This window comes from Streptomyces sp. NPDC127119, from assembly GCF_042677425.1.
GTDB lineage: Bacteria > Actinomycetota > Actinomycetes > Streptomycetales > Streptomycetaceae > Streptomyces.
Genome location: NZ_JBHXTO010000042.1, coordinates 34804 through 52914, shown reverse-complemented (window position 1 = coordinate 52914; position 18111 = coordinate 34804). Strand labels below are relative to the sequence as shown.

The 18111-nt window shown below is 69.5% G+C and carries 12 protein-coding genes, 1 tRNA gene and 1 pseudogene; 8 read left to right on the top strand and 6 right to left on the bottom strand.

The features are described from left to right. Window positions 1–137: 137 nt before the first annotated feature. Together ACFVH5_RS20005 and ACFVH5_RS20000 are read right to left on the bottom strand one after the other, a co-directional pair. Window positions 138–1049, bottom strand: a complete 912-nt coding sequence (locus ACFVH5_RS20005) for a transketolase family protein (protein WP_385834984.1) — start codon at window positions 1047–1049, stop codon at window positions 138–140. Between the two features lie 79 nt (window positions 1050–1128). Beyond that, window positions 1129–1860 (bottom strand): transketolase, encoded by a 732-nt coding sequence (locus ACFVH5_RS20000; protein ID WP_385834983.1) that lies wholly within the window; start codon window positions 1858–1860, stop codon window positions 1129–1131. A gap of 174 nt (window positions 1861–2034) precedes the next feature. Between ACFVH5_RS20000 and ACFVH5_RS19995 the strand changes: the two genes are divergently transcribed. Beyond that, a tRNA-Pro gene (locus ACFVH5_RS19995) sits at window positions 2035–2108 on the top strand. Between the two features lie 101 nt (window positions 2109–2209). Here ACFVH5_RS19995 and ACFVH5_RS19990 read toward each other — a convergent pair. The 4 genes and pseudogenes from ACFVH5_RS19990 to ACFVH5_RS19975 all read right to left on the bottom strand — a co-directional run. Beyond that, window positions 2210–2407 (bottom strand): annotated as a pseudogene (locus tag ACFVH5_RS19990) (site-specific integrase); the annotation flags it as partial. Window positions 2408–2655: 248 nt separating this feature from the next. After that, window positions 2656–5535 (bottom strand): amino acid adenylation domain-containing protein, encoded by a 2880-nt coding sequence (locus ACFVH5_RS19985; protein WP_385834981.1) that lies wholly within the window; start codon window positions 5533–5535, stop codon window positions 2656–2658. Window positions 5536–5566: 31 nt separating this feature from the next. Beyond that, a complete protein-coding gene (locus tag ACFVH5_RS19980) occupies window positions 5567–6391 on the bottom strand; it encodes an SDR family NAD(P)-dependent oxidoreductase (RefSeq protein WP_385834980.1) in 825 nt (274 codons plus the stop codon). After that, entirely contained in the window at window positions 6378–7139 is a 762-nt protein-coding gene (locus ACFVH5_RS19975; RefSeq protein WP_385834979.1) for a thioesterase II family protein, read from the bottom strand. Before ACFVH5_RS19975 ends, ACFVH5_RS19980 begins: the two co-directional genes overlap by 14 nt. 570 nt (window positions 7140–7709) lie before the next feature. Here ACFVH5_RS19975 and ACFVH5_RS19970 point away from each other — a divergent pair. The 7 genes from ACFVH5_RS19970 (at window position 7710) to ACFVH5_RS19940 (ending at window position 18097) form a co-directional block, all read left to right on the top strand. Then, window positions 7710–7925: an MbtH family protein gene (locus ACFVH5_RS19970; protein ID WP_385834978.1), complete on the top strand. Its 216-nt coding sequence runs from the start codon at window positions 7710–7712 to the stop codon at window positions 7923–7925. 478 nt (window positions 7926–8403) lie between these two features. Further along, window positions 8404–12225: an amino acid adenylation domain-containing protein gene (locus ACFVH5_RS19965; protein WP_385834977.1), complete on the top strand. Its 3822-nt coding sequence runs from the start codon at window positions 8404–8406 to the stop codon at window positions 12223–12225. 534 nt (window positions 12226–12759) lie between these two features. Further along, a complete protein-coding gene (locus ACFVH5_RS19960; RefSeq protein ID WP_385834975.1) occupies window positions 12760–13452 on the top strand; it encodes a MerR family transcriptional regulator in 693 nt (230 codons plus the stop codon). 944 nt (window positions 13453–14396) lie between these two features. Beyond that, window positions 14397–14612, top strand: coding sequence for an MbtH family protein (locus ACFVH5_RS19955; RefSeq protein WP_267030134.1), 216 nt, complete (start codon window positions 14397–14399; stop codon window positions 14610–14612). Between the two features lie 351 nt (window positions 14613–14963). Beyond that, on the top strand, window positions 14964–16550 hold the full coding sequence (locus ACFVH5_RS19950) for an amino acid adenylation domain-containing protein (RefSeq protein ID WP_385834974.1): 1587 nt from the start codon (window positions 14964–14966) through the stop codon (window positions 16548–16550). A 34-nt stretch (window positions 16551–16584) separates the two neighbouring features. Further along, window positions 16585–16815 (top strand): phosphopantetheine-binding protein, encoded by a 231-nt coding sequence (locus tag ACFVH5_RS19945; RefSeq protein WP_267030136.1) that lies wholly within the window; start codon window positions 16585–16587, stop codon window positions 16813–16815. A 94-nt stretch (window positions 16816–16909) separates the two neighbouring features. Beyond that, window positions 16910–18097 (top strand): NAD(P)/FAD-dependent oxidoreductase, encoded by a 1188-nt coding sequence (locus ACFVH5_RS19940; protein ID WP_385834973.1) that lies wholly within the window; start codon window positions 16910–16912, stop codon window positions 18095–18097. Window positions 18098–18111 lie beyond the last annotated feature (14 nt).

Sequence of the window (18111 nt, the reverse complement as noted above, 5' to 3'; positions counted from 1 at the left end):
GGGCAGCCCGCCCGGAGGCGAGTGGGTCCGGGCGGCTCCGGCCAGGCTCGCGCGCGGTCGGACTCGCGCACGCGCAGGCATGCGCACGGCCAGGCTCGCGCACAGCGAGGTTTGCCCACGCTGAGCCTTGCGCGCGGTCAGGCTTGCGCCCGTACCCGCAGGAATGCGTCGATCCGCCCCCGCAGGGACTTCGCGTCCAGCCCGTGCGCGGCCACATGCTCCTCGACGAGGCCGTAGCGGCGCAGCTCCCGGCGGCCGACGCCGAGGCCGAGCACGCGGTGCGGGAGGTCCACGAGGGCGTCGTTCACGGCGGAGACCGACGTACCGGCGAGATACGGCTCGACCAGGACCACATCGGCGCCCGCCCCTGCTGTGGCGTGGCGCAGCGTGACCGCGTCGAAGGGCCGCACGGTCGCCGCGTACAGCACGGTGACGTCGAGCCCTTCGGTCGCTTCGAGCACCGGGTCGAGCATCGGACCGACCGCGACGACCACACCGGCCCTCCCCTCGCGGACGGTGTGGAACCGCGCGCCGTCGACGGGGAGGGCCCGGTCGTTCGACTGCGTGGACAGTCGTACGTACACCTTGTCGTCGCCCGCCGCGACGGCGTGCCGCAGCAGTGTCTCGGCCTCGTCCGGATGCCCCGGCACATGGACGGTCCAGCCGTCCAGGGTGTCGAGGACGGCGACGTCGCCGGGGGACATGTGGGTGTAGCCGCCCGCCGGCCAGTCGAAGGACGCGGCAGCGCTGACCAGCACCGCGCCCACGTCCTGGTGGCCGAGATCCAGCTTGATCTGCTCGAAGGGCCGCTCCACGAGGAAGCTGGCGAAGGTGTGCACCACGGGCCGCAGACCGGTCAGCGCCAGGCCCGCGCCGGCGCCGACCAGCAGCTGCTCGCGGATGCCGACGTTGATCACCCGGTCCGGATGGCGGCGCCGGGTCTCCTCGAAGTCGGCCAAGCCGATCTCGGCGAGGACGACGGCGACACGCGGATCCTCGTCGAGCAGCCGTGACATGACGGGGGCGAACCGATCACGCATGGTGTCCATGGAAAACCTCTCAGAACAGCGGAAGGGCAGCAGTGCAATGGGGGAGGGGGAGGGATGGGTCGAACGCCGGTTGCCGGTCTCAGCCGTCCTTCGGCTCGACCTGGGCGACGACCACGCGGGGACGCCCCGGGTGCGGCGCCGTGAACGCGGCGTACAGGGCCTCGTGGTCCCGCCCGTCGACAGTCGCCGCGGACCAGCCCGCGGCCTCGAACCGCGCGGCGATGCCGCCGGGCCTGGCGTAACTCGCGGAGGAGTTGTCGATCACGAGCGTGTGCAGGCGGTCGAGCCCGGCGGGGCCCGCGTAGGCGATGGCCTCGTGATTGCTGCCCTCGTCCAGCTCGGCGTCCCCGACGAGCACCCATACGCGCGGGTCGTGGAGCCCCTGGGCCCGCAGTCCCAGCGCCGTGCCGACCGCGATCGGCAGCCCGTGCCCGAGTGAACCACTGCCGATCTCCGCGCCCGGCACGAGCACGCGGTCCGGATGGTGCCCGAGCGGCGAGTCGTACGAGCCGAAGCCCGGGAGCCGGTCGACCGGGACGAATCCCTTGGCGGCGAGCACCGCGTAGTAGGCCATCGGCCCGTGCCCCTTGGACAGCAGGAACCTGTCCCGCCCGGGGTCGTCCGTCCGGTCGGGCCCGACCCGCAGCACCCGGTCGTAGAGGACCCAGAGCGCGTCGAGCGTGGACGTCGCCGCCGGTCCGTGCTTCTCGTCCCCGCTCATCAGCCCCATCAGGCCGGTCAGCGCCTCGTACCGGTCGTACCGGTCCTCGTGGTCGTACTCCTGCCGGTGTTCCGCCGTTGTCGTCGTCATACGGACGATGCTGCAACCTCAAGCAAAGTTGAGGTCAAGCGGTGGCCGTGCGTGACGGCGGGACAAGCCGTGCGTGACGGCGGTAGGACAAAAGGAGTGCGCGACCACCGACCCGAGTGCGGTAGAGTTTCGATGTCCGTTCAGCCAGGGGAAACCCCAGGTCATCGCGGGCATCGGGACGTGGCGCAGCTTGGTAGCGCACTTGACTGGGGGTCAAGGGGTCGCAGGTTCAAATCCTGTCGTCCCGACTGGAGACAGTCGCAGGTGAGGGCCGGTTTCGGAGACATCCGAAGCTGGCCCTTGGTCTTTCTTGGGACCAGTTGGGGACCGGCGTCCTTGACCGGGGCCGGCGGGTCATGACGATCGGGCTCGGCAGCGAGCGTGGTGCGCGGAGCACGCTGAGGTGCGCGGAGAGTGCTGCGCCGGCGGCCGTGATCTTGTGTACGTCCGGGTGCGGATAGCGCTGGGTGGTGGTCAGCGAGCCGTGGTCGGCGATCCGGCGCAGGACATCGACCCGCACTCCCGCGTCGGCGAACCAGGTCATTCCTGGGGCCGTCGGATTAGGACCTGTTCAACAGACACCTCGCTGGCGGCCTACCCAACGTCACGTACGGATCTGTGGGAGCCCGGGGTTGAGGTACCCCGGGCTCCCCGACCACTTTTCAGCCGTCGCTGACAGTGCTGTACCTCCTCGCCAAGGACCGCTGCCACCACCGAGAGGGATCACCACTCCAGTACGTTCGCGAGGCTACGCGACTCGGGACAGTCCGATGTCTCCGTTCGACCCGGGGCGCTTCACATCGCAGCGTGCCCGTTCGGCTCCTCGATGAGCTCGCGGTCGGTGATGAGCGCGCTCACCTCGGCCGCGGTCGGGTGCACGTAGAGTTCGCGCAGTGACACCGGGGGCAGCCCGGCCCTGCGCAGCGCACCGGACAGCCGTACCGCGAGCAGCGAGTTGCCGCCGAAGACGAAGAAGTCGTCATCCGGGCCGACGTGCTGGCCGAGAATCTCGCGCCACACCCGCAGCACCGGGTCGTCCGTCGGTTGCCTGGCCTCGGCGGCCGGGGTGGTCCGGGCGGCCTCGGTGGCCGGCTTGAGCCTGCTCGCGTCGACCTTGCCGTTGACGGTGAGCGGCAGCTCGGACAGCAGTGTGAACGTGGCCGGCACCATGTAGTCCGGCAGGTATCGCGCCGCCCGCCGCCGGATGTCCTCCGCGGACACGGCGTCGTGCTTCGGCACCAGGTAGGCCTCCAGACGGACGTCGGCCGCGTCACCGGCGTCGCCGCCCAGCGCGACCACAGCGGCGGTGACGTTTTGGTCCTCCAGCAGGACCGAGCGGATCTCGCCGAGTTCGATGCGGAAGCCGCGCACCTTGACCTGCCCGTCGATCCGGCCGAGGTGGTCCAGGCGCCCGTCCGGGCGCAGCCTGCCCAGGTCACCGCTGCGGTAGACACGCTCCCCGGTGACCGGGTCGGACACGAACCGGGCGGCGGTCAGCTCCTCCTGGTTCAGGTAGTGGCTGGCCACGCCCGCGCCGCCGACATAGATCTCGCCGGGCACACCGAACGGCTGGACGCGGCCCGTGGCATCCCGCACGGACACCGACCAGCCGGGCATCGCCCGGCCGACCGACCGGGACCCGACGCCGACGTCCTGCGGTGTGACGGTCTGGCTGGTGACGTGCACGGTGGTCTCGGTGATGCCGAACATGTTGACCACCCGGCACCGGGTGTGCGGGTGCCCGCGGAACCAGTCCTGCAGCATCCGCACGTCCAGCGGCTCACCACCGAAGATCACCAATCGCACCGCGAGGTCGGCGGAGCGCCGCAGGTCGACCTCCTTGAGCATGGCGAACGCGGACGGGGTCTGGTTCAGGACGGTGACCCGCTGCTGCACCAGGAGGTCGTGGAAGTCCTCCGGGCTCCGGGAGACGAAGTACGGCACCACGACCAGGTGCCCGCCGGTCAGCAGCGCGCCCCAGATCTCCCACACCGAGAAGTCGAACGCACTGGAGTGGAACAGCGCCCAGGTGTCCGCCGGCCCGAGTCCGAAATCGGTGGTGGTCGCCGCGAGCAGCGCGCCGACGTTGCGGTGGGGTACCGCGACGCCCTTGGGCCGCCCGGTGGAGCCGGAGGTGTAGATCACGTAGGCGATGTCGTCCGCGCTGCCCCCCGGGTCCAGGATCGGCTCACCGCCGGCGCAGGACACCTCGCTCGGGTGCAACACGGTCACCCCGTCGACCACAGGGAAGTCCGCCGAGGAGGAGAGCACCAGCCGGGCGCCGGAGTCGGTCACCATGTGGACCAGCCGTTCCGCCGGATATGTGACATCCATCGGGACATAGGCGGCACCGGCTTTGAGTACACCGAGCAGCGCGATCACCAGGTCGGCGTCCCGGTCGAGGCACACACCGACCCGGTTCCCCGGGGCCACCCCGTGGCCGCGCAGCGCACCGGCCACCGCGTCGGACCGGGCGTCCAACTCGGCATAGCTCAAGGTACGGTCCGGATCGGACAGCGCGGGGGCGTCCGGCCGGCCGGACGCCACCTTGCGGAACAGCTCGTGGACGGGCGCGACCATCGCGTCGCCCCCGGCCGGGGTGCGCCCGGCGGCGACGATGGCGGCGGCCTCCCCGGTGGCCACCAGCTCGATGTCACCGACCCGGGCCCCGGCCGGAGCATGGGCCAGCGCCTCCACGAGTCGGTCGACGTGTCCGGCGAACTGCCCGGCGATCACCGGGTCCAGCACATCCTCGGCGTAGTGCAGGACACCGCTCAGGGTGCCGTCCGCGTCGTACTGCCACGCCAGTGTTACCGGAAGGACCGGCGCGAGGGCGGGTCGGTAGACGTCACCGGCGCGGCCCTCGGTCAGCAGGACCCCGACCGCCGGCATACCGGACGGCGGTTCGCAGCCCGTGGCGCCGGCGTGTGCCGCGGCGTCGAGCAGGTCGGTGACGCGTGTCGCGTCCCCGACCGGGAGCGCGACCGACCGCTGTGCGTCCCCGGCCGCCGGACCCCCGGTGATCAGCGCGAACTCGGCGCGCTCCGTCCCGCCGTAACGGGCCAGCGCGACCGCGGTGGCCGCCACGGGCACCGCCGCCGGCGCGTCGCCCGCGACCGCCGTGGCGGTCAGTACGACGGTGCCGGTCCGGCCCGCCCCGGTCGGGTCGCCGAGGCCCCACGGCAGATGGGGCGGGCCGTCGTGCTGAGGGCTTGCGTCAGCCGCCGGTTCGGGCAGTGTCACGGGATGTGCCGGGTCGGCCAACGCCGTGGCCAGCTGGTCCAGGGCACGTCGGTCCACGGCCCGGCGGTGTGCCACCAGCACCAGGTCGGCCGCGCCGTCGGCGTAGCCGAGCACGACGGCCCGCGCGATGACCGGGGCGCCGTTGACCGCGCGGCCGGCCTCCCGGGTGCGGCGCCTGTGCGCGACCCTGTCACCCGCGTCGATGTCCAGCGCCTCGTCGAACAGATGCATGCCGCGGAGGACCGGGTGACGCTCCGTCAGCGCGGTCAGGTTCGCACGCACCGCCACCGCGTCGGTCCCGGCGGGCAGTCGTCTGATGAGGCTGTGGCAGGCACGGGCCGGGTCGGCGCCGAACTCGGCACGGGCGAAGAGCCGACCGCTCGGGTGATCGGCCGCAGGGACCTCCGAGGCCGCTTCGCTGGGGACGGACACACGCACTCCTTTGATGAGGCCGGGAAAAGGGTCAGCGGGCGGAGAAGCCGGCATCCACGGGGATCACCGTTCCGGTGACCTTGAGGGAGTCGTCGCCGGCGAGCCAGATCGCGGCACCGGCGACGTCGGCCGGGTCGACCAGCGAATCGGTCGCCACCGACTCCAAATAGACGGCTTCCTGCTCCTCGTAGCTGATGCCGAGCGCGTCGGCGACGACCGCGGTCATCTGGCCGTCCACGGCCGGGTCGTCCCGCACCGGACCCGGGCACAGCGCGTTGACCCGGATGTTGAGCGGCGCGTAGTCCAGCGCGGCTGCCTTGGTCAGGCCGACCAACCCGTGCTTGGAGGCGACGTATCCGGCGAAGTGGCGGTAGCCGACGAGGCCGGCCGTCGACGCGACGTTGACGATGCTGCCCGACCTCTGGGCGATCATGACCGGCGCGACAGCCGTGATCAGGTGCCATGGCCCCGAGAGGTTCACATCCAGCACGACCCGCCACTCCTCCTCGGTGAAGTCGTGCGCGGCTTTCCCCGACGGTGCCCCCACCCCCGCGTTGTTGATCAGGGCGTCGATCCGCCCGAACCGGTCCACCGCGGCCGTGACGGCCGATGTCACGGCGGACCGCGAGCGCACGTCCGCCGTGGCGACGAGCACGGACGCGCCGTTCTTGCGGCACAGCCGTGCGGTCTGCTCCAACTGGTCCGCGGAACCCAGGGCGTAGGGGACCTCCGGAAGGTCACCGGCGATGTCCATGAGGACGACGTCCGCGCCCTCCTCGGCAGCCCGCATCGCGCAGGCCCGGCCGATTCCCCTGGCCGCGCCCGTGATCACGACCGTCTTGTCATGCAGTTTCATGGGGGAGCCCTCCGGACTCGACGCGGCCGGCAGCGAGGGTCTTCGAGATCAGTTCGAGCAACGGCACGGGGTCATCAGCCAGATACATGTGCCCTCCGGGCAAGTCGGCCAGGGAGAAGTGCGCGGCGGTCGTGTCCTGCCACTTGGTCACTTCGTCACGGGTGACGAACGAGTCGTCCGCGGCGTATACCGCGGTCATGGGGACGTCGAGCGGGGCTCCGCCGCGCGGCCGGTAGCCCTCGTCCATCGCGAAATCCGAACGCAGTGTCGGTATCAGCAGCTCACGTATCTCCGGTACGTCGAAGGCGGCGTACCGGCGCCCGGTGGTCTTCTCCACGTGTTTGAGGAATTCGTCGTCGGTCATCCCGGACACGTCGCTGACCGGGCCGGCTGACGGCGCGCGCGCCGCGCTGACGAAGAGGTGCACCACCTCGTTGCCCGACTCGGTGATGCGCCGGGTGAGTTCGTAGGCGAGCGCCGCGCCGAGGAAGCAGTGCCCGAACAGCGCGACGGGGCCCGTGCCCGCCGCCTCCAGCGCGGCGGGGAGCAATCCGTCCGCCGCGGCGTGCAAGTTCCGGTACGGCTCCTCGTCCAGCTGGCGCTCGCGGCCGGGCAGTTGGAGCGGCGTGGCCACCGCTCCGCTCAGACCCAGCCCGTTCCATGGGCGGAAAAAATTTGCTCCGCCCCCGGCGAACGGAAGGCACAGCAACGGCACCCCGCCGTGCTCCGAAGTCGTCGGCTTGGTCACTGCATTTCCTCCAAGCGGAAACTCCCGGACGGCTCGGAGACGCCGTCCGGGACAGGCGGATGGTGAATGTCGAGCCGTGCGAAATGCTGGCTGTTGCGATGGGCGTAGAGTCCTTCAGCTACTTCTTTTCCTGCACGGCGCAAGCATGGTCGCCGCTGTGCTGCGGAGTTCAGCAGGGGACGGAATTCTTCCAACATCTCTCGTCGGGAGACCAGGCCTTGGCGGGCCACCCGTGTAGATCTGCATTTCGCTGCGCGCTCTCTGTGGTCGCGCCGGTGGGAAGATATTGACTGAACTCGGATTCGAGCAGGCCCATTTACGTGCCACTGCTCGGCCATGGTGGCACAGAACGTTAGTGAGGGCACAGGTCCGGGCCTACTACTGAGGGCTCAGCGACGCTTCCGACCTTGTCGCGCTGGTGGTCGGGTCCTACGGTGAGTCAGCATTCCAGGGCGACTGCGGATGCCGGCTGTCCCGTCGGCGGGACAGCGACGATCCGTGAACCCGTGCCCGGCCCTGGCGATTTCCGATACCGAGTCACTTCTCGGCGACGGATTAAGGACGGTGTCAATGAGCACGAACCCTTTTGATGACGAGGACGGCCGTTTCTACGTCGTGGCCAACGACGAGGAACAGCACTCCCTGTGGCCGGTGTTTGCCGAAGTGCCCGCAGGCTGGCGGGTGGTATTCGGTGAAGCGGCCAGGGCAGAGTGCCTGGAGTACGTCGAGCAGAATTGGACCGACTTGCGCCCGAGGAGCCTGCGGGAGGCCATGGCGGCGGACTGAACGGCCGGTCGGATTCCCCGGAGGAATGGACCACGAGGTCCGTACCGTCCGCTCTGCGGAACGAGAGTGATCGCCGCCGTAGTGCTCAGCCGAGTCATCGGTCTACCCCAGGCGAACACTCTTTTTGGGAGATGAAGGTAGTGGGGCGCCTCCCGCGTGCACCGCGAGCAGTTGCCAGGCGGGGTAGGTGGGCACCAGCGGTGAGTTCGCGCAGCGCGATGCGGTTCTCTCCTTCATGGGCAAAACAAGCAAGGGTGCAGAAGTCGGGGATGACCCCTTCTTCGAGTTCGGCGGACATTTCCTGCCCGCCACCCGGCCGATCAGCCACGCCTGCGCGGAGCCTGGGACAGAGATTCCCTATCCGCAAAATTTTTCGACCTGCCGACAGTGGCCGCGCTCGCCGCGTGGACGGAGGAATCGGCCGCTCCCCGTCGCCCCCGGCCTGCGCAAGATGATTCGTATGAGGAGTTAAGAGGCAATGATTCCCCTGTCCTACGCGCAACGCCGTATGTGGGTTCTGCACCGGATGGCCGGCGAGTCGGAGAACTGGAACATGCCGGCGGCCTTCCGGCTGACCGGATCCCTGGACCAGTCCGCCCTCGCCGCGGCGATCCGCGACGTGGTCGACCGTCATGAGATCCTGCGCACCATCTACGTGATGAACGACGACGGTGGGCTCCACCAGCGGATCCTTCCGACAGCGGAGGTATCGCTGGAGATGCCGGTGGTCGAGTTGGCGCCCGAGGACGTGTCCGGCACGGTCGACGAGGCCATGGCGTATCGCTTCGACCTGGCGGCCGAGATCCCGGTGCGGGTGCGCCTGTTCCGCATCTCACCCCGGGAACACGTCCTGGTCCTGCTCGTGCACCACATCGCTTCGGACGGCTCCTCGTTTGCGCCGCTGGTACGGGACCTGGCCGAGGCGTACACCGCCCGCCTGGACGGCGGGGCTCCGCAGTGGGTGCCGCTTCCGGTGCAGTACAAGGACTACACGATGTGGCACCGCGAGATGCTCGGCGACGTCGCGGACCCGGACAGTCTCGCCGCGACGCAGATCGAGTACTGGCACAGGGAGCTGGCCGGGGTGCCGCAGCCACTGAACCTGCCGCTGGACCGCCCGCGGTCCGCGGAAGCGAGTGAGTGCGGCGCCGTGGTCGACCTTGAGGTGGGGCCGGAGGTGGGGACCGGGCTGCAGAAGCTGGCCGACGAGCGCGGGTCGACCATGTCGATGGTGCTGCACGCCGCGCTGTCGGTGCTGCTGTGCAGGATCGGCGGCGGTGAGGACGTGACGATCGGCAGCTCGATCGCCGGGCGGACCGACGAGGCGCTGGCGGATCTGATCGGGTTCTTCGTCAACACTCAGGTGCTGCGGGTGGACCTCTCCGGCGACCCGGCGTTCACCGAGCTGCTCGCCCAGGTGAGGGACAAGTCGCTGGCGGCCTACGAGCACCAGGACGTCCCGTTCGACATGCTGGTCGAGGCGATCAACCCCGAACGCTCCGCCGCGTACCAGCCGCTGTTCCAGGTCATGCTCGGCCTGCAGAACTATGAGAGGCCGCAGCTCGAACTCCCCGGGCTCACCCTGGAGGTCGAGCAGGGCGCCCAGCCGACCGCCAGGGTCGACCTGTTCTTCAACCTGGTCGTGGACGACTCGGGGGCGCTGCGGGGCGACCTCTCGTACCCGGTCGACCTGTTTGACCGGGAGACGGTCGAGGCCGTCGCCGCCCGGTTCGTGCGTGTACTGGAGCAGGTGGTCGCCGATCCGGGCGTGTGCGTCGGAGACGTCGACGTGCTGAGCGCGGGGGAGCGGCAGCGGCTGGTGGTGGAGCTGAACGACACCGCCGAGCCGACCCTGGACGACGGCCTGGTCGCGGCGGTGCTCAAGCAGGTACAGGCGGCACCGGAGGCGCGCGCCGTCATCGGCGAGGAGGAGTCGCTCACCTACCGGGAGCTGGACGCGCGGTCGAGCAGGCTGGCGCACTGGCTGGTCGACCGCGGTGTGCGGGCGGAGTCGCGGGTCGCCGTGTGCCTGCCGCGGACGGCGAATCTGGTGGTGGCGCTGCTGGCGGTGCTGAAGGCCGGTGGGGCTTCCGTTCCGATCGATCCGGACGACCCGCGTTCGTGGATCGACGACATCCTTGAGCATGCGGATCCGACGCTCGTCCTTGACGCCGACGCGCTGGCCGGCGCGGACTGTTCGGGGTACCCGGATGCGGCACCGGAGGTGGCCGTCCGCCCCGAGAACACCCAGTACGTGACCTACATGTCGGGGGCGACGGGGGAGCCGGTGGGGGTGGCGATCCCGCGCGGCGCGGTTGCGAATTCCCTGGCCACGACGGAGCGTCGGTTCCCGCTGTCGTCCGCGGACCGGATGCTGTTCGGCACAGCCGTGGCGCTCGACATGGCGCACATCGAGCTGTACCTCCCGCTCATCGCCGGCGCGACCATGGTGGTGGCGGGGAAGGACACCGTCACCGACATGCCGACCGTGGCGGAGTTGATGCATCGCCACGGGGTCACCGCGGTGCAAGCCACGCCCGCCTTCTGGCAACTGCTGTTGATGCACGAACCGCACGTCGCGAACGGTCTGCGGATCATCATCGGCGGGGAGGTGGTGTCGGCACGGCTTGCCAGGATCCTGGCGAAGCAGGCCGCCGAAGTGTTCCACATGTATGGCCCGACCGAGACGACGGCGTGGAGCACCGCGGCACGCGTGAAGGTGGGGGCGGGGGTGCCGATCGGGTTGCCGGTCGGGAACACCCAGGTGTACGTGCTCGACTCACGGCTGCGCCCGGTTCCCCGCGGGGTGCCGGGTGAGCTGTACCTCGCCGGTGCCGGGATGGCCCGCGGCTACCGGCGCCGGCCGGAGCTGACCGCGGCGCGGTTCGTGGCGTGCCCGTTCGGCCCCGCCGGCGCGCGGATGTACCGCACTGGGGACCTGGTGCGGTGGGGCAGCAACGGGCAGCTGGAGTACGTTGAGCGAACCGATCGCCAGGTGCAGATCCGGGGCTTCCGGGTCGAGCTGGGGGGGATCGAGCATGTGCTGACCGGGCATCCCGGCGTGGCGCAGGCGGTGGCTGTGCTGCGTGAGAACGAGGTCAGCGGCAAGGGCATCGTGGCCTATGTGGTGCCCGAGCCCGATGTCGCAGAGGCTGATGCCGGTGTTCAGACGCTGCTCGCCGAGCTGTCCGAGTACCTGCGTGGGCGCCTAGCGGACCATATGGTGCCTTCCGCGCTGGTTCCGCTTCCGGAGATCCCGCTCACCCCGGACGGCAGGCTCGACCACGGAGCACTGCCGTCCGAGGACGCGAACACCGCGAACAGCCGAGGGCCGCGCAACTCCCACGAAGAGAAGATGTGCGCCCTCTTCAGCGAGCTGCTCGGCCTCGAGAGAGTCGGTATCGACGACGACTTCTTCGAGCTGGGCGGGCACTCGATGCTGGCCACCCGGCTCAGCGCCCGCATCCGCGACGAGTTCGACATCGACATGCCCCTCAGGACGATCATCAAGTACCCGACGGTGGGCGAGTTGGCCGCACTGCTGATCGTCGGCACTCCCGGGGAAGTCTCCGACCCTTTCGCTGTCGTGCTGCCGTTGAACAGCGATCCCGGTACCGGCAAGCTCCCGCTGTGGTACTTCCACGGGGGAGGCGGACTGGGCTGGCCGTTCTTCAGCTTCGCGCTGCACGCGCAGGACCGGCCCAACTACGCCCTGCAGTCCCGCGGCTGGAACGGCGTGGACAAGCTGACGGGCTCGGTGGAGGAGATGGTTGAGGATTACGTCGACGAGATGGTGAAGATCCAGCCGGAAGGACCCTTCCACCTGATCGGCTGGTCCTACGGCGGCACAGTCGTGCAGGCCGTCGCGGAGGCGATCGACCGGCGTGGGCGCGAGATCGCTTTCGTGGCCATCCTGGACTCCCAGCCGGCGGGGAGTCACTACAAAGAGTACTACAAAGCGATGCACGCCGGGAGGACGTTCTCGGACTACCAGACGGAGATCAAGGATCACCTCGGCCAATACTTCGGCACTGAAAACCGGCAACACCTCGTGGACACCCTGGCGAAGATCCTGGCCAACAACACGGCCATCATGTCGAGATTCGAATCGCCGGTGTACCGCGGTGATGTGCTGTTCTTCAACGCGACACTCGAGGAGAATCAGTACGTGCACCTGTGGCGGCCGTACATCCTCGGTCCCATCGAGATACACGATGTGCGTGCTGTGCATCACGAAATGCACATGCCCGAACCCGTGGCCCAGATCATGGAGGTCATCAACCGCAAGCTGGCGGCATGACCGGACATCGGTCCCCCGGAACGGGTTCGACGAACCGTCACATGGATGATTGGGGTCGGTAGCCGTAGAACTGCACCGGCCCGAGCCCCAGGGCCCCGGGGAGAGTTCCGTAGATCCCGGTTGGTCGGATGATCACGGGTGGCCGGACGTGAGACGAGCACGGCTCTTGTGGATCATGGAGTTCTCTACGCTCCCAGATCAGCAAGGCTGCCGTGCTCGTCACTCCGTCCTCTCTCATGTCCGTGTCCATCGGGGCGACACCCTCCTCGTCCGTCGTCCCGGCCGGGAAGGTGCCTCCTTCCGGTCTGCTGCGGGCGCCGGCCGGGGTGCCCGATCCCCGGGATCCACGCGGAGTGCGCTACCCGACTGCCCACGCTGCCGGCGATCGGGGTGTGCGCGACGACGGCGGCCGGTCACAACTTCCTGGTCGCGACAGCCGAGTGAGCCCACCGCGGTGATCAGGCGATACCGGCCCGGCTGGGCTGTCCTTTCGATCCGTTCGCCGGCCGCTTCCGGGCGCCGGGAGAGCGGACCTTGCGGGACGTCTTCGCCCGGGTCGACCCCGGCGCCGTCACCTCGGCCGGATTCGCCCGGCTCACCGCTCTGACCCCGGCCATGGTGGGGCCGCTGAGCCCGGACGGTATTGCGGAGCGCGAGCGGCGCCGCGCCCACCGGGCCGCCGCACGCGGGCGTGATCAGCGTCGGCGTCGGCGGGCGTTCGCGGTGGACGGCACGTGCCTGCGCGGAGGCGTCCGCACTGATGGCAGCCGGGTGTTCGTGCTGACCGCCGTCCGTCACGATGACGCGCTGACCGCGGCCCTGCGTGAGATCGGCGCGAAAACGAACGGGAAGGGAGTGACCTGCTGCGTCACGCGCATCGGACAGCTCGCCAGGCGGTCAGGGGTCGGCGTGCGGGCCCTGCGCCACCACGAGGAGCAGCGGCTCCTGGAATCGGCGCGGACGCCCGGTGGGCAGCGTGACTGTCCCGACGAAGTCCTGGAGCGGGTCCAGCTCATCCAGGACCTCTTCGCGGCCGGCCTCTCCAGCCGTACCGTCGTCGAACTCCTGCCGTGCGTGAGCACCGGCGTCGCGACCCCCGCCATGCTCGGCCAGCTCGTCGTCGAGCGCGACCGCATCGCCGCACGCGTCCAGGACCTGACCCGGGCCCAGACCGAACTCGGCCGCGTGATCGAGAACGTGACCGCGCCGAACGTGGCGCAGGGCTGATCAACCCGTCGCGAGGGGGTGGGGCCCCGACCTGTCCGGCATCTACCGGGCAATGGCCGGCCACGGGAAGCCCCCGGGCGTATCCGGAGGCCGTCGAAACAGCGTTCGTCGCTCTCGCTGCCCCGGACACACGCCGGGCAGCGATGGGCAGGGCAGGCCGCGGCTGACCACCGTGCCGGCACACCGCAGGACCGGTCAGCCGCAACCTCTCCGACCGGACAACGCCCACGAGCGGACAGCAAGGGTCCGGGCGGCCCGCGCCGCCACCAGCCCGCATCCACCGGCCGACCTCGCCGAGATCGTCCGTCTCTACGGACTGCGGCCCTGCTGGGAGCAGTGGTTCACCCCACCCGGATCTCACACGCCTCGACTGCCCTGCCGGCCGCCGGTGGTGGCAAGCCCGGACGGAAAGGACCCGCCCTCCTGGCTCCAGGCACTGATCGACACGGTCTTGATCTCTACCGCCGCATTTGACGAACTGCCGATAGCCGCTGCGGACTGACCGTCATCCCATCAGCTCGAACTCCGGCGCGCCAAACCTTGCCGACCCCGGCCGAACAGACCGCCGCACTGCTTCGCCAAGCCCAGATCCCGCAGGGCGACAGCGACACCGCCTTCGAATTCGGCGGATCCGCGAGATGTGAACGATCTGCCGCCGGAGCGGAATTCGAGTGGGTGAATCCACTGGTACGCCGTTCGGTCATGGTGGCACGGAATCCGGTGCGGCACAGGCCCTGACCGGCGAATGGGAGCCGGTGATCCTGCCGACCTTGTGGCGTCGGCGGTCGAGTCCCTACGGTGGCGTCAGCTTTCCAGGGTGACCGCGGATATCCGGTGTCCTGTCGACAGGACGACACCGATGAGCGCATCGCGCCCGCTCCGGCGATTTCGAATCCGAGCATTTCCAACTCCGCGTCACGCCGTGACGGTTAAGGACGGTGGCAGTGAGCACGAACCCCTTCGACGACGAGGACGGCCGCTTCTACGTCGTGGTCAACGACGAGGAGCAGCACTCCCTGTGGCCGGTGTTCGCCGAGGTGCCCGAGGGCTGGCGAGTGGTCTTCGGCGAGGCCGGCAGGGCCGAGTGCCTGGACTACGTCGAGCAGAACTGGACCGACCTGCGCCCGAGGAGCCTCCAGGAGGCCATGGCGGCGGACTGAACGGCGGCGGCGTTTTCCGAAAAGCGGAGGGGCGCGGCCGGTGACCGGCGGTGACGACCGGACATGCCGAGCCGGTCGGCCCCTTCCGCGGAACGCCGTGACGGCCAACGCCCGTTGCGGAATGCCTCCTTCGCCACGTGTGAATGATTTCGCTCTTCTCCGCCCTCGCTCGCCCTCCTGGGAAAAGCGCGCCAAAAGTCCGCGAGAAGTCTGCGAAAAGTGCGCGCAGTCGCGTAGCCGGGGTGGCCGCGCGAGCACCGCCCCGGCTCGGCCGCGCCTGCCCGGTCGAGCAGAGCCTGTGGAGCGCCGGCGGCTCGCCGGGCCGGGCACCCCTCAGATCGGAGACAGTTGATGATCCTTCAGGGAAAGCGGGTGGCCCTGCCTGCGGCGCCCGTCGTCCACCGGCGCTTCGAGGAGCACGCGCGGGCCACTCCCGACGCCGTCGCCGTCTTCCACGACGGGCGGCGGGTGACCTACGCGGAACTCAACGCCGAGGCGAACCGCTTCGCTCGCTTCCTCATCGCGCGCGGACACGGCCGTGGCACGAAGGTCGGTGTCTGCCTCGACTACTCCGTCGACATCCTCGTCACCATCCTCGGCACGCTGAAGGCGGGCGCGGCCTACGTCCCTCTCGACCCCGCCTATCCGGCGGCCAGGCTCCAGTTGCTGCTGGGTCAGATACCCGACCTCGCGCTGATCGTGGCCTCCCCGGCGACCGCCCCGCTGGTCGCGTCGACGACCGCCGAGATCGTCGGGACGGAGCAGCTCTCCGAGGCCCTGGCCGGCCTCCCGACGACGGACCCCGACGTCCCGGTCACCGGGGACGACGTGTGCTACGCGGTCTTCACGTCCGGGTCGACCGGGACACCCAAGCTGACCGCGGTACGGCACGAGGGCTGGTTCAACCTGATGAACTGGCTGACGCTCGAGTACGGACTGCACAGCGCGTCGCACAACCTGGTCGTCAGCGCGTTCGGTTTCGACCTGTCCCAGCGCAGCCTGATGACCCCGCTGTTCTGCGGCGCCACCCAACACCTCATGGCCAGCCGGAACTTTGACGCCGCGATGGCCTACCGCATGCTGACCCAGCACGGGATACGCATCCTGCACTGCGCCTCCAGCACGCTGTACCTGATGGTGGACTGGGAGACCGCACGGGGAGGCCAGGCGCTCGCCGGGCTGGACCACATCCTGTTCGGCGGGGAGCCGCTGCGCGTCGAACGGATCCTGGACTGGGCCCGGCGGGAGGGAAACACCTGCACGCTCCTGCACCAGTACGGTGTCGCCGAGTGCACCGACGTCGCGTCGTCCTACGACCTCGCCGGCTACCGCCCCGGCGAGCACGACATCGCGCCCGTGGGCAGGCCGGCCCACAACACCGACATCCACCTTCTCGACGAGCGGACGCGCGGTGTCGCGGCGGGGGAGTACGGCGAGATATACATCTCCGGTGTCGGCGTCGGCGCGGGCTATCTCAACGGCACGGGTCCCGAGTCCGAGCGGTTCACGACCGTCCTGGTCGACGGCGCGCCGCGCAGGATGTACCGCACGGGTGACCGCGGATGCGTGAACGAGGCCGGGGAACTCGTCGTCGCCGGCCGGATGGACGCCCAGGTGAAGGTGCGGGGCATGCGCATCGATCCCACCGACGTGGAACGCGCGCTGGGCAGGCTGGCCGACGTCCGTGAGGCCGCCGTGGTCGTCCACCACACCGACTCCGGCGACGCCGAGCTGATCGCGTTCCTGGTACCGGGAGCGGCCGAACCCGCCGAGAACGAGGTGCGGGACCGGCTGCTGCGGACCTTGCCGCGCACCATGGTCCCGGCGAGGTTCCTCACCATCGCGTCCCTTCCGCTGAGTCCGCACGGAAAAGTGGACCGTGCGGCATTGCTCCAGCAATTCCACCAGAAATTCCTGGCCAGTGGCGCGACGGCGTAGTCGACGAATCCCGCTGACAACCGAGAGGAATACGATGATTGTCGACCGGGTGCGCACCATCTGGTGCCGGGAACTGCGAAACGACGACATAGCGGTCGACGACAATTTCTTCACCCTGGGCGGCCAGTCCGTCATCATGGCCAGAATCCAGGCGGCGTTCATCGACGAACTGGGCTTGGAGGTTCCCGTGGACCAGATGTTCCTCAACCCAACCGTGGCGTCGATCTCCGCGTACATCGAATCCCTGAACGCCGCGACTCCGTAGTGATGTTCTGCTGGCGCGCTTCATCATTCATCACCTGGGCATTTCCGGCTCCGGCCGCGTTGGAATCCGAAAACCACCTGGTTAGAGAGACGCCATGTATGACGTCATTGTCGTAGGCGCCCGTTGCGCGGGTTCACCGACGGCCATGCTTTTCGCACGGCAGGGTTATCGCGTGCTGCTCCTGGAGAAAGCAGGTTTCCCGCAGGACACCTTGTCCTCGCACTACATCCACCTGGAGGGCGTGGCGGTTCTGCAGCGGTGGGGGCTGCTCGACCGGCTCCGCGAGGCGGGCTGCCGGCCGATCAGCCACCAGAGCTACGAGGCGCCGGGCGTCCGCATCGACGGCTTCTCCCTGCCGATCGACGGTCAGCGCACCACGTACGCGCCGAGGCGGTACGTGCTCGACCCGATCCTCGCCGACGCTGCCGTGGCGGCCGGTGTGGAGTTCCGGGACTCCTGCGCGGTCAACGACCTGGTCTTCGAGGGCGACCGGGTCGTCGGTGTGCGGTACACCACGGCGAGCGGCACCCTGGCGACGGACCGGGCACGACTCGTCGTCGGCGCGGACGGGATGCGCTCGCTGGTCGCCCGCAAGGCCGGCGCGCCCTACGTCATCGAGCACCCGCGGATGACCTGCACCTACTACAGCTACTGGGCCGGGGTGCCCGCGCACTTCGAGCTGTACGAGCGGCAGGGGCGCTGGATCGGCGTCATCCCCACCAACGACGACCTCACGCTCCTCATGGCCTACTTCCCGCAGGAGGAGTTCTCCGCCGTTCGCAAGGCGGTGGAACCCGCCTACCTCGACGCCTTCCGCACGACGGCACCGGAGCTGTACGAACGGATGACGGCGGGCGAGCGGGTGGAGCAGCTGTACGGCACCGGGCACCAGGAGAACTACTTCCGCAAGGCTTTCGGGCCCGGGTGGGCGCTGGTGGGGGACGCGGTGAACCACAAGGACTCCATCACCGCCCGCGGCATCACCGAGGCCTTCGTCCAGGCCCAGTCGCTCACCGGCCACATCGGGCAGGGCCTGTACGACGACGCCGCCCTCCAGGACGCGCTGCGCCGGTACGAGGACGACCTCGACGGCAACGCCCTGAGCCACTACCAGGGGGCGCTCAACGTGGCCGAGCTCAAGCCCGAGGGGCGGGCCGAACTGCTGCGGAAACTGGTCGGCCACCAGGAGCTGATCGACCGGTACTTCTCCACGCTGTCGGGTGCGTGCTCCTTGGACGACTTCTACAACACCGAACTGTTGACCGTGCTCGACCAGAGCTGAGTAGCGGCCTGCTC

Excerpts from the sequence above, each read along its gene's own strand:
- ACFVH5_RS20005 (WP_385834984.1), bottom strand. The coding sequence starts at position 1,049 with ATGGACACCATGCGTGATCGGTTCGCCCCCGTCATGTCACGGCTGCTC.
- ACFVH5_RS20000 (WP_385834983.1), bottom strand. The coding sequence starts at position 1,860 with ATGACGACGACAACGGCGGAACACCGGCAGGAGTACGACCACGAGGAC.
- ACFVH5_RS19980 (WP_385834980.1), bottom strand. The coding sequence starts at position 6,391 with ATGAAACTGCATGACAAGACGGTCGTGATCACGGGCGCGGCCAGGGGA.
- ACFVH5_RS19970 (WP_385834978.1), top strand. The coding sequence starts at position 7,710 with ATGAGCACGAACCCTTTTGATGACGAGGACGGCCGTTTCTACGTCGTG.
- ACFVH5_RS19965 (WP_385834977.1), top strand. The coding sequence starts at position 8,404 with ATGATTCCCCTGTCCTACGCGCAACGCCGTATGTGGGTTCTGCACCGG.
- ACFVH5_RS19950 (WP_385834974.1), top strand. The coding sequence starts at position 14,964 with ATGATCCTTCAGGGAAAGCGGGTGGCCCTGCCTGCGGCGCCCGTCGTC.
- ACFVH5_RS19945 (WP_267030136.1), top strand. The coding sequence starts at position 16,585 with ATGATTGTCGACCGGGTGCGCACCATCTGGTGCCGGGAACTGCGAAAC.
- ACFVH5_RS19940 (WP_385834973.1), top strand. The coding sequence starts at position 16,910 with ATGTATGACGTCATTGTCGTAGGCGCCCGTTGCGCGGGTTCACCGACG.